Annotated in this window: 11 protein-coding genes; 3 read left to right on the forward strand and 8 right to left on the reverse strand. The window is 37.1% G+C overall.

What is annotated here, in order from left to right; all coding sequences use genetic code 11:
* Positions 1-3: 3 nt before the first annotated feature.
* The 8 genes from EAH57_RS16160 to EAH57_RS13020 are packed head-to-tail and all read right to left on the reverse strand — an operon-like array spanning position 4 to position 7965.
* Positions 4-495, reverse strand: coding sequence for an acyltransferase (locus tag EAH57_RS16160; protein ID WP_121930418.1), 492 nt, complete (start codon positions 493-495; stop codon positions 4-6).
* A complete protein-coding gene (locus EAH57_RS12990) occupies positions 462-1649 on the reverse strand; it encodes a hypothetical protein (RefSeq protein WP_147440126.1) in 1188 nt (395 codons plus the stop codon). The genes EAH57_RS16160 and EAH57_RS12990 overlap by 34 nt, the downstream gene beginning before the upstream one ends.
* Positions 1646-2767 (reverse strand): CapA family protein, encoded by a 1122-nt coding sequence (locus EAH57_RS12995; protein WP_121930420.1) that lies wholly within the window; start codon positions 2765-2767, stop codon positions 1646-1648. The genes EAH57_RS12990 and EAH57_RS12995 overlap by 4 nt, the downstream gene beginning before the upstream one ends.
* A complete protein-coding gene (locus EAH57_RS13000; protein WP_121930421.1) occupies positions 2764-4014 on the reverse strand; it encodes a lipopolysaccharide biosynthesis protein in 1251 nt (416 codons plus the stop codon). Before EAH57_RS13000 ends, EAH57_RS12995 begins: the two co-directional genes overlap by 4 nt.
* The gene (locus tag EAH57_RS13005; RefSeq protein ID WP_121930422.1) at positions 4011-5108 is read right to left on the reverse strand and encodes a DegT/DnrJ/EryC1/StrS family aminotransferase; all 1098 of its coding nucleotides are present in this window, start codon (positions 5106-5108) and stop codon (positions 4011-4013) included. The genes EAH57_RS13000 and EAH57_RS13005 overlap by 4 nt, the downstream gene beginning before the upstream one ends.
* Position 5109: 1 nt before the next feature.
* Positions 5110-5688, reverse strand: a complete 579-nt coding sequence (gene wbpD, locus EAH57_RS13010; RefSeq protein ID WP_121930423.1) for a UDP-2-acetamido-3-amino-2,3-dideoxy-D-glucuronate N-acetyltransferase — start codon at positions 5686-5688, stop codon at positions 5110-5112.
* Positions 5685-6635, reverse strand: a complete 951-nt coding sequence (locus EAH57_RS13015; protein WP_121930459.1) for a Gfo/Idh/MocA family protein — start codon at positions 6633-6635, stop codon at positions 5685-5687. Before EAH57_RS13015 ends, wbpD begins: the two co-directional genes overlap by 4 nt.
* A gap of 31 nt (positions 6636-6666) precedes the next feature.
* Positions 6667-7965 carry a nucleotide sugar dehydrogenase gene (locus tag EAH57_RS13020; RefSeq protein WP_121930424.1) on the reverse strand — a complete coding sequence of 433 codons (1299 nt, stop codon included), beginning with the start codon at positions 7963-7965 and terminating at the stop codon, positions 6667-6669.
* 315 nt (positions 7966-8280) lie between these two features.
* Between EAH57_RS13020 and EAH57_RS13025 the strand changes: the two genes are divergently transcribed.
* The 3 genes from EAH57_RS13025 to EAH57_RS13035 are packed head-to-tail and all read left to right on the forward strand — an operon-like array spanning position 8281 to position 12010.
* Positions 8281-9381, forward strand: coding sequence for a polysaccharide biosynthesis/export family protein (locus tag EAH57_RS13025; RefSeq protein WP_121930425.1), 1101 nt, complete (start codon positions 8281-8283; stop codon positions 9379-9381).
* Complete coding sequence (locus EAH57_RS13030; RefSeq protein ID WP_121930426.1) at positions 9381-9809, forward strand: low molecular weight protein-tyrosine-phosphatase; 429 nt, start codon at positions 9381-9383, stop codon at positions 9807-9809. The genes EAH57_RS13025 and EAH57_RS13030 overlap by 1 nt, the downstream gene beginning before the upstream one ends.
* A 17-nt stretch (positions 9810-9826) precedes the next feature.
* The gene (locus tag EAH57_RS13035) at positions 9827-12010 is read left to right on the forward strand and encodes a polysaccharide biosynthesis tyrosine autokinase (RefSeq protein ID WP_121930427.1); all 2184 of its coding nucleotides are present in this window, start codon (positions 9827-9829) and stop codon (positions 12008-12010) included.
* Positions 12011-12053 lie beyond the last annotated feature (43 nt).

Genomic DNA, 12053 nt, shown 5'->3' on the forward strand with positions numbered 1-12053 from the left:
TGCCTACTCTCGATACTTAACGACTTTTGCAGGATTTCCCACCACTATTGCATAATCAGGAACATCTTTAACGACTACAGCTCCAGCTCCAACTACAGCACCTTTTCCTATTTTAACACCTTTAAGAATCGTTACATTTGCAGCAATCCAGACATCATCACCTATTTCAATAGGAGCTACACTATGTTCCTGTTCACGAACTAACCTTCCTTTTCCAATACCATGATCACGCCCCCAAATAACGGTTTTAGGACCAATCATAACATCATCACCAATTACTATTTCACCTAATAGATGACAGCCTGAATTCATATAAAAATTTTTACCAATCGTGATTGTAGGCAGTCCAATTAACCGACAATAAGGCTCTATTGTTGCTTTTCCTTTAAAGACAATATTAGAAAAAGCCGTATGATGATGTATTGTGACTCCTTTTGTCTTTAAAATGAACTTTCTAAACATTAAGAGAACAATCTGCGTAAGACTTTTATCCATACACTCACCACATTCCTTGGATAGGTCAACAAATCAATAAAAAAGGGTTTTAAATCTTTACCATTAAGTACGGCAAAATATCTATTACCACCTAAAAAAACATTCTTAATAAAAAATTTCAGATATCCCCAACGAGAGATCAAATTCAAAAGTTCATGTTTCATATACACAAAATGAATAATTTTTTCTTTTTCTTGAGTGTATTTCTTAACTGGTAATCCAAGTGCGTCATTCCATTGTGTTATATGCAACTTCACATTAGATAAATTACCAACACGATGCCACATCATTGACCGTAAATTAATTTCCATTAACTTATACTGTCCATCTCGATGGTCATATTTAAATTCTGGCTCTGCGATTCCAAATAAATCCATCCCATTTAATAGTTTACGCCCCTGCTCTAAAACAATATCCGGAGCTTCATTACTTGCGCTGGAAAAAATACCGAAAGCATCTGGAAATTGTGTTAATTTCTTCCCAGTCCATTCATTTAAAATTTCACCATTTTTTGATCTATATGCTGTATAAGCATAAATTTGAGTATCATCACCAGGAACGAATTCAGATGCTAAGAAACTAAAACCTTGACTTAAATAGTCCTTTAACAATTGCTTTTTTTTATTAAAATCATCCATGCTATTTACATATAGACTTCTAAAAACATTGCTTACAACATCTTGTCTAGTATTCGGCTTTATAAGTAATGGGAATAGTAACTTTTCAACATTAAAAAAATCACTTTCAACTTTTAATTCTACGGTTTTTGGATATGGTACTCCAAGTTTTTCACAAAATTGATATTGAATGCTTTTATCTAAACCTTTCTTTAAGTTTTTCTGATTAAAAGGCAAAAAACAGAATTCTTTAATTTCATCATACAATTCAAGAAAGAGCTCCAACTGTATATCATCCGTTGGATAACAAACTATATAATCGAAATTATCCTTTAACGGGAGCAATGCCTGCCTTATACTCTCAGAGTTTTTTTCTATTTTTGTAAAACCTGAAATCAAATTACTATGCCTAGAAATAGAGTTTCCATAGTCAAAAAGCCAAATATTGTCAACGCCCTCTTGTTTTAGCTCTCTTATAATTGAGTAACCATTGATATAACCACCCAGAACGAGTGCTACAGAATTCTTCATATTCATAATAATTTCAACTTTTTTAAACATTTTTTAAAAAAAATCATGAAACCATCTTGTTTCAACCTGAATATATATATAGATATATTCCAGTAAATTTTAAACAAAATAATATTTATTTTCTCTATTGGTAGATATAAGACTCTTGGCAAACAATAAATAAATGATAGCATCGCTACAAAACTGTTCAATATTTTTTGCCAAAAAACTGAAACATCATGCACCTCAGGTTTATCATCCTTTTGGTAAACAAAATGATGTACAATATTATTACTTTTTGAATCAAGCTCAAGTATCATAGAAATCCGATTCACTACGCTCCATTTTTTATAAGTAAGCTTGCTTACAACATGATATTTTCTTGTTATTAGATAACTCTCTCCATGTACTGGGTTTTCACAAATAGCAGTAGGTGGAAGCATAAAAAAATTAGGGAAAATAAAATTACCTAAACACATATAGGCTTTCTTGTTATTATGTTTGATATACCCTTGTATTCTATGAGGGTGCATTCCAACAATTGTAAGCACCTTATCATGTTCCAATAATTTTCTAGCTAACTGAATATTTTCATAAGATGGAAACCACATATGCTCACGCCCCCAATGAAAATATAAAATAGCTCGCATATTTCCTTTTAAAGCAGACAAGTCATCAATTATATTTTCATATCTCAGAGGGTTAATCCCGCTACAATCATTTGATGCTACAGCGATATTATTTAGGGTAGGTTTATTAAAATCACAATACCCTAATATTACAATACCATCTCCAATAGAAAAGAACTCTTTAGCATTTCTTATATTCTTACCAGCACCAAAAGAAGGTATTTCTTCATCATTAAGGTGTTGAATGGTTTCATTAATACCATCCAACCCCTTATCATGAATATGATTATTTGCAAGATTAACAGCATTGACATTCCAGTCTTTCAACTTCTTTATTGCTGAAGATGTAGTATATAGTGTAGATTTATTTTCACTAAATTCACTATTACTTACCGATTGCTCCAAGTTAATAATTCTAACGTTAGATTGATTAAAAACTTCCGAATAGATCACTTTACTATCAAAATTCAGAAGATCACCACCCAAAAAAACATCACCAGTTAAACAAATTTTCACTTCTCACCTCTCGAAACACAATACAAAACATATAATAATGCTATGTAATAAATTGACAAGCTAAATGCAAGAAGCTTTAAAAATGAAAATATTTCCATATGATAAACTAAAGCAAATCCTATAACTAAGAGGTTAATCACAAGTAATAAAAGTTGGCACAAGAGAGCCAGCTTTTGTCTCTCAAAAATATTAGTAGTATTACTTAATGAGATAGCAACAAACCTAATTGCAAACATAGGAATTAATATTTGTGCATACTGATATACTCCAGACCACTCTCTCCCCAAGAAAAAACCAAATAAGAATTCACACAAAAAGTATAATGGAACGAAAAGAACTATACTAATTAAGGTTAATTTTTTTAGAGTTCTTTCGAAAATTGATTTACAGTTGTTTTTTTCTTTTTTTTCTTTATTAGCCTCTTGAAAATATACTTGTCCTATTGAGTTCCCAATAAGACTTGTAGGCATTCCTAGTAACTTTTGTACAACAGAGTAAAATCCAAGTATGGTTAAACTGTAAAGAATAGGCATAATTAATTGTATTAAGTTCACAGATAAACTATTTGCAAAAACTCCCCATACTGAATATTTTGGAAAATCAATATACCTCTTTGCATTACTTTTTATTAATTCAACTGTCACAAGCTTTCTTTTACCCCAAATATTCTTAAGGAGACGGAAATTAGAAAAAAACTGAGATAAAAACTGCCCTACAATCAACCCGACCTTATTAAAGGATAATATCCCTAACAAAATCTGACTAGCTGCTAAAACAATACCTTTATATACATTAGATAGAGATATATCCTTGTAAGCCTTGATTCTAATATTATAATAACTGAGAACATTATATAAACCAGAAAAAAGCAAACTAAATGGTATTAAATACAACCACCAAAAATCTGTATAACCAATCCAACCTGCTATATACGACCCAAAGAGTACAACGATTACAAGAGATATAAAAAATAAGACCAAAGCTATTAACAAGCCTAAAGCAACTAAGTTAACAGCATCTTCATCTTCTTCTGGCAAGACAATTGCTAATTCATATCGAGCATTAGCGATTACTCCCAATATTGTAATAATAGCTACAAATACTGCTAAAACACCAAAATCACTCGGAGAATATAGTCTTGTAAGAATAGGCATTACCGCAATTGGCAATGCCTGAGCAACAACAGTACCTGTTAATAGTGTTATTACATTCTTTGCAAAACTATTTTTCTGAACTGCGGGACTCATAGCGAAAATTGACTATCATTTATAAAATTAACTATTTTTTCTTGAGCTTCAATAGTTAAATAAGGATGCATCGGCAAACTCATCACTCTTTCAGCAATCGCATCACCGACAGGCAACATCACACTTGCATCAGCCACAGCAGGTTGCTTATTCAAAGGAATTGGATAATGTACAGCCGTCGGAATACCTTCAGCTTTTAATTTCTCTTGAACTTCTGCACGGTTATCGACCTGAATCGTATATTGTGCCCAAGCGCTGGTATTATGTGACTCAAGATATGGCGTCGTATGAATACCTGCTTCACTAAACAACTGATTATAAACTTCAGCTACTTTTTGGCGTGCCTGCATTTCATCATCTAAAATTTCTAGTTTTGGTAACAAAATTGCGGCTTGTAACGTATCCAAACGACTATTTACGCCAATACGGATATGATGATAACGCTTATCTTGACCATGACGTGCAATCTGACGAATCACTTTCGCCAACTCATCATCATTGGTGAAAATAGCACCACCATCACCATAGCAACCTAAAGGTTTGCTTGGGAAGAAACTGGTACAAGCCACCGTACTTAAGTTACAACTTTTACGACCTTTATAGGTTGCACCAAAACTTTGTGCTGCATCTTCGATTACTGGAATATTATATTTCGCAGCGATTGCATTAATCGCATCTAAATCCGCACATTGACCATACAAACTTACAGGAATAATGGCTTTGGTACGCGGTGTAATCGCCGCTTCCAGTTTTTCTACATCAAGATTATAAGTTTTAGGGTTAACATCGACATAGACTGGCTTTGCTCCTAATAAGGCAACTGTTTCAGCCGTTGCAATATAAGTGAAACCTGGCGTGATGACTTCATCACCTGATCCGATACCAAATGCCATTTGCACAATTTGCAAGGCATCAGTCCCATTGGCACAAGTAATACAGTACTTTGCGCCAACATATGAGGCTAATTTTTCTTCCAGCTCAGTGACTTCTGGACCCAAAATATATTGACCATGAGTCAATACATTTTGAATACCTGCATCAATTTTATCTTTAATTCGGTGTTGCTGTGCTTTTAAATCAATAAAGTCAATCATATTAACCTTGCTTTGTCAGTGTCGTTCCATCAAGTTGATAAACTGCGCCTGTATGTTGGCATACTGCTTGGGCTTGCCCCTGTAATGGCAAATCAAGTTGTTCACCAAAATCACTCATCCAGCCGATTTGTTTTGCAGGAACACCAACCATAAGTGCATAGGCAGGAACATCTTTATTTACGACAGCCCCTGCCCCAACGAAAGCATAAGCACCTATCGTTACACCACACACAATGGTGCAGTTTGCCCCAAGCGTGGCACCCTTTTCCACCAAAGTATTTCTATATTGATCCTTGCGCTCAATAAGCGAACGAGGGTTATAGACATTGGTAAAGACCATACTTGGGCCACAAAAGACACCTTCTTCTAAAGTCACATTATCGTAAACAGAAACATTGTTTTGTACTTTACAATAGTCGCCAATCACGACTTTATTACCAACAAAGACGTTTTGTCCTAGGGATACACCCTTACCAATTTTGGCACCACCACATACGTGAACAAAGTGCCAAACTCGGGAGTCTTCACCAATCTGCGCACCATCATCGACGATTGCACTGTCATGCTTGTAGAAACTCATCTTTGCTTCACCTTCGCCATAAGTGGATGAGGATTCGCAGGGTTTTCAACAATTGGAGATACGCGAATCACTTCAACAGTTTCAATCGCTGCACGATTTTCTTCTACACCGTAACCTTTACCTTCTAAAATACGTTGGTAACTTTGTGTATGCAAATCGGTGAAACCACCCGAGAATTCTAATTCTTCATTCTCAATGGTAATACTGCGATAAGTCAGTTTTTCACCTTGCACTGCATTCTCTGGTAAGTTATTCGCATCAATAGACAAGAACCAACGCACACGAGCACGCTCATACTCTAAGTAACCAGATGCTGTTTTTTCATCACGGAAATGCACTTCATTTTTTACAATTTTGCCAAAAATAAAATGCAGCATATCGTAAAAATGCACACCGATATTGGTTGCTACACCACCTGATTTATTGTCTACTCCTTTCCATGATTTTAAATACCATTTACCACGTGAAGTTAAATACGTTAAATCAACATCAAAAATTTTACCTGCTGGCGCAGATTGCACTTTATCACGCAAGGCAATAATTGAAGGGTGTAAACGTAACTGTAAAATTGAATTTACTTTTGCACCATATTGTTTTTCATAGGTTGATAAAAGGTCAAGGTCTTCCGATGTCAATACCAATGGTTTTTCACAAATCACATCAATGCCATTTTTTAAAGCATATTTCATATGTGGTGCATGCAAGTAGTTCGGAGAGCAAATCGCGACATAATCCAGCTTTTCACCTTTGAGTTTTTGGTCTTCGACATATGCCTCAAACTCTTCAAATTCAGTAAAGAATTCCGCTTCTGGGAAGTGGCTATCCATAATTCCAACTGAGTCATTTACATCCATGGCAACAGCTAATGTGTTTCCAGTTTCTTTAATCGCTTTCAAATGACGTGGTGCAATATATCCAGCAGCACCAATAAGGGCAAATTTTTTCATATTTAAAACCATTTAATTCAATCGTTATCAGTTAGAGGCGGAATACAGTAAAGCCTTGATCTGCCATCTCTTCGCGGTCAAACAAACATTTCACATCCGCCAATACTGGTTTTGCGCTGTTGACATATGACTTAAGTTCTGCTGCTGATAGTGAGCGAAACTCATTATGCCCTACAGCAACCACTAGGCTATCGACAGGATGATCTGCGTCCACAATTCCCAATTCGATGCCATATTCACTCTTCACTTCGTTTGCATCTGCCCATGGGTCAGCAACAACAACCTGAGTTCCCCACAACTCAAACTCTTTAATTAAATCTGAGACTTTACTGTTACGAATATCTGGACAGTTTTCCTTAAAAGTAACACCCAAGACGCCAACTCTAGCACGTGGCACATCAATTCCATTTTGCAACATGAGCTTAATCGTATTACGTGCAACGTAACGCGCCATATTGTCATTAATACGACGTCCAGCCAAAATCACTTGCGGATGGTAACCAACTTCTTCGGCTTTATGGGTTAAATAATATGGGTCTACACCAATGCAATGTCCACCCACCAAACCTGGGCGGAAAGGTAAAAAGTTCCATTTACTACCAGCAGCTTCAAGTACATCTAGAGTATCAATGCCAATCCGATCAAAGATTACAGAGAGTTCATTCACCAAAGCAATATTCAAATCGCGTTGGGTGTTTTCAATCACCTTAGCCGCTTCAGCCACTTTAATACTCGAAGCTTTATGCGTTCCAGCAGTAATGATGCTGGCATAAACTTGATCAACAAAATCCGCCACTTCAGGAGTACTACCACTGGTGATCTTTGTAATTTTAGTTAATGTATTAACTTTATCACCAGGATTAATGCGCTCGGGACTATAACCTGCAAAAAAGTCCTGATTAAACTTCAAACCCGATACTTGTTCTAATACAGGAATACATACCTCTTCGGTTGCGCCAGGATAGACAGTGGATTCATAAACCACAATATCGCCTTTGCTTAGCACCTTACCGAGGCTCTCACTCGCTTTTTTCAAAGGGCTAAGATCTGGACGATTCACATGATCAACAGGTGTAGGAACGGTGACAATAAAAAAATTACAGTCTTTTAAGTCATCTAGATTTGCTGTATAGGTGAGATACTCTGCTTGCTTTAGACCTTCAGGAGAAACTTCCAACGTATGATCTTGTCCACTCTTAAGTTCATCTACACGTTTTTGATGAATATCAAAACCAACAACAGGAAATTTTTTCCCAAATTCAACTGCTAGCGGCAGTCCAACATATCCTAAACCAATAATTGCTATTTTTAATTCGGCAAGTGTTAGCATAAATAAAGCCTTGATCCTTACAATTTTTCGCTGTTTATATAAACAGTCATGAATATTTGCGCGTACTATATCAGAATATTTATTACTACCACATTTCAATTGTATGAATGTGTTAACAAGCTGTGTACTGGTTCACATTTTAGTCAAAAGCCCATTTGTGTGGATTTCTTTTTAGAAATACTAAACATACAAAGCCAAGACATTTCTCAATGCTTTTTTGCTACTTTTCAGCTAGAATTGGACAAATTCTGGGCCTCAAGACGAATCGTTTTGGCGACTGATATTAATTAGATATAAATAATCCAAGGGTCGTGTGTGAAGTACTATCAGCTTTTTTCTATTCTTAGCATAAGTATTGCTGCTACAAGTTGTGCTGTTACCTCTGGTTTGCAAACCTATGATATTCCAACTGAAGGGGTGTATACCACCGATCTTGGGACAACCGTGAATGTCATTAAAATTGACCAAGAAAATATGTATGCAGTACAACCAGCGCAAGTTGACTACCAGCACGACTACAAAGCACTATTTCAAAAACAACAAACAGGCTATCGTTTAAGTGCTGGTGATGTACTTTCGATCCAGCTTTGGGCATATCCAGAAATTACCCCACCGACCACAACGGTCAACAACGAACAAGCTGTTCAGGCTTTGGGCTACCCAATTGATGCGAGCGGTTATATTCAACTCCCCTTAGTTGGACGCTATAAAGCCGCTGGAAAAAGCTTGGCTCAACTCAATACTGAACTACGCAACCAGTTTGCACGGTATGTAAAAACACCTGATGTGATTGTTCGCGTCTTGTCATACCAAGGACAGCGCTATTCGGTACAGGGTAGTGTACTTAGAGGTGGACAATTCTATTTAAATGATCAACCGACCAGTATTTATACAGCACTCGGTATGGCAGGTGGTATCAATGATAAAGGTGCAAATACTTATATCCAGTTGATTCGCAATGGTCGAACCTACGATCTCAACACCATCGAACTTGAAAAGGCTGGCTATTCACTGCATAAGCTTTTGGTCCAGTCCAATGACACCATTTATGTCAGCACCAAAGAAAATCAAAAAATTTATGTTATGGGTGAGTCTGGTAAAAACCAAGCCTTGCCAATGCGTGATCAAGGTATGACCCTCAGTGATGCCTTAGGTGAAAGTTTAGGCATCAATCCAAACTCTGCCAGTGCTAGTCGGATCTATGTACTTAGAAGTAATCCAAATGATCGTAGCACCGCGCTCTATCATATGAACTTGATGAGCTTGGGTGATTTTGGCTTGGCCAATCAGTTTAAGTTACGTAGCAATGATATTGTGTATGTTGATGCAACAGGTTTAACGCGTTGGCAACGTGTCATCAATCAAGTCATTCCTTTCTCCAACGCCTTATATAATATTGATCGTTTGGGGAACTGATGCAGATTAAAAGTATTTTGGTGATTTGTGTGGGAAATATCTGTCGCAGCCCGATGGCAGAGTATTTGCTGAAACAAGCTCATCCCCAGCTCGATATTGAGTCTGCTGGTATCGCTGGTCTGACTGGCCATCCAGCGGATGAAAAAGCGCAATACTGTATGCGCACACTCAATATTGACATGAGTGCACATATCGCCAAAAAACTCACCGCAGAGCATCTTAAAAAAGCGGATTTAGTGTTAGTAATGAGTCAAAATCAGCAAAAACATATTGAGCAGACCTGGCCCTTTGCTAAAGGTAAAGTCTTCCGCCTCGGACATTGGCAAAATAAAAATGTGTCTGATCCCTATCAACACGATCAAGCTTTTTTTGATAGTACATGCCAGCTGATTCAGCAGTGTGTGACTGATTGGAAAAATTACATTTAACTTTTAGATTTAAGATTATGAGCCAAAATACCAATACTGAAGATACAATTGACCTAAAAGAACTGTTCTTCTCCTTGCTCGCGCAATGGAAGCTTATTGCGCTATGCGTCATCCTGAGTCTTGTATGTGCATTATTGTATTTGCGCACGACACCAAATACATACGCAGTTGATGCCCTAGTACAGGTTGAAAACAGCAAAGGTGCTTCTGCTGCGCTGTTGGGTGATCTTTCACAAATGATCGATCAAAAGTCTCCTGCTCAATCTGAGATCGAAATCTTAAAATCACGCTTAGTGTTAGGTTCAGTGATTGAAGCATTGCACCTTGACCTCAGTATTTCCAGTGTCGAAGATACTTTTGCTCAGCGTTTACTCAGCAAACCCAGTTATGCCACAGAGTACTTACCCAAAGCGGTCATTTTCCGTGACGCTGAAAAAGCACTTGAATTTCGTCAGTTTGAGGTGCCACAAAACTTCCTCGATAAAACGCTACGTTTAAAGTTAAACGAAGGAAAATTCCAATTAATCGATAGCAAAACCGATGAAATCCTATTAACAGCACCGTTAAATCAGCTTAATCAACTGTCAAATCGTTATGGTGTATGGAAAATCAACATCGCCACAAAAGACCAATTCAATACAGATTATGAGATCCTCAAACGATCTTTACCTGCTGCAGTAACAGCAGTTAGGGAAAACTATTCAGTGGCTGAAAAAGGCAAGTTGACTGGTATATTGGGTCTTAGTTATCAAGGCCAAGACAAAGAACACATTACCAAAGTACTCAATGCAATCCTATCTGCTTATAGCGCACAAAATGTGGCACGCAAATCTGCAGAAACTGCCCAAACCTTGAAGTTTCTCGATGAACAACTCCCTGAGTTAAAACAACAACTTGATGTTGCTGAAAGAGAATTCAATAAATTCCGCCAACAATATAATACTGTTGATGTCACCAAAGAGTCGGAGTTATATCTGACACAAAGTATTACCTTAGAAACGAAAAAAATTGAATTACAGCAGCAACAGGCAGATATCGCAGCCAAATACACCGCTGAACACCCGGCAATGCGTGAAATTAATGCTCAGATTACAGCATTAAATAAAATGATTGGTGAGCTTAATAGCACCTTAAAACAATTGCCAGATTTACAAAGAAGATATTTGCAGCTGTATCGTGAAGTGGAAGTTAAAACGCAGCTCTATACGGCACTTTTAAACTCTTACCAACAGTTAAGAATCGCAAAAGCAGGTGAGATCGGTAATGTCCGTATTGTCGACACTGCAGTTGAACCCGTCGAGCCGATTAAACCAAAGAAACTTCAAATCCTTATTCTTGCTGTTTTCCTAGGTGGCTTCCTTGGTACTTTAATTGCCCTACTACGCAATATGTTACGTACGGGAATTAAGGATTCAAGCCAAATTGAGCGCGAGCTTGATCTACCTGTCTATGCAACGGTTCCCCGCTCTCCTGTTCAAGAAACTCGTATGAGTATTCTGAAGAAAAAGAAGAGTATTCCTATTCTTGCGGTTAAAAACAGTGATGATATTGCGATTGAAAGCTTACGTAGTATTCGTACCGCAATCCATTTTGCACTAAGTAATGCAAAAAATAATATTATTATGGTCGCAGGTCCATCACCTGAGGTTGGTAAGTCTTTTATTTCCACCAACCTTGCAACCATCTTTGCCCAAAGCAATAAAAAGGTTTTATTGATTGATGCGGATCTACGTCGTGGTTATTTGCATAAGTATTTTAATTTAGACGTTAAACCAGGCTTATCTGAGTTGCTGAGTAGCCAAGCTGAACTCGGTCAAGTGATTCATGAAACTGAAGTCGCTGGTTTAAGTATGATTACGCGAGGAAAAAACCCAACAAATCCTTCTGAGATTTTAGGTTCTGAGCAATTTAAAGCTTTACTCGAAAAACTCAGTTCCGAATATGATCATATTATTATTGATACGCCACCTATTTTGGCGGTGACCGATGGAATTATCATTTCGCAATATGTCGGCGTCAATTTGTTGGTTGCTCGTTATGCTAAATCACAAATGAAAGAGCTTGAACTCAGCTTAAATCGCTTTGAGCAGGCTGGCGTTAAAGTGAATGGCTTTATTCTGAATGATATCCAACGTGCAAGTGCTGGCTATGGCTATGGCTATAACTATGCTTATGCCTATAAAGCACAGAAAGATGATTAATTAAGCTGCAAACATGAACAAAAAAGCCAGATCGTATGATCTG

Origin of the sequence: Acinetobacter sp. 2JN-4 (assembly GCF_003687745.1) — a bacterium.
GTDB lineage: Bacteria > Pseudomonadota > Gammaproteobacteria > Pseudomonadales > Moraxellaceae > Acinetobacter > Acinetobacter halotolerans.

Coding starts and splice junctions, on each gene's coding strand:
- EAH57_RS16160 (WP_121930418.1), bottom strand. CDS start 495: ATGGATAAAAGTCTTACGCAGATTGTTCTCTTAATGTTTAGAAAGTTC.
- EAH57_RS12990 (WP_147440126.1), bottom strand. CDS start 1,649: ATGAATATGAAGAATTCTGTAGCACTCGTTCTGGGTGGTTATATCAAT.
- EAH57_RS13000 (WP_121930421.1), bottom strand. CDS start 4,014: ATGAGTCCCGCAGTTCAGAAAAATAGTTTTGCAAAGAATGTAATAACA.
- EAH57_RS13005 (WP_121930422.1), bottom strand. CDS start 5,108: ATGATTGACTTTATTGATTTAAAAGCACAGCAACACCGAATTAAAGAT.
- wbpD (WP_121930423.1), bottom strand. CDS start 5,688: ATGAGTTTCTACAAGCATGACAGTGCAATCGTCGATGATGGTGCGCAG.
- EAH57_RS13015 (WP_121930459.1), bottom strand. CDS start 6,635: ATGAAAAAATTTGCCCTTATTGGTGCTGCTGGATATATTGCACCACGT.
- EAH57_RS13020 (WP_121930424.1), bottom strand. CDS start 7,965: ATGCTAACACTTGCCGAATTAAAAATAGCAATTATTGGTTTAGGATAT.
- EAH57_RS13030 (WP_121930426.1), top strand. CDS start 9,381: ATGCAGATTAAAAGTATTTTGGTGATTTGTGTGGGAAATATCTGTCGC.
- EAH57_RS13035 (WP_121930427.1), top strand. CDS start 9,827: ATGAGCCAAAATACCAATACTGAAGATACAATTGACCTAAAAGAACTG.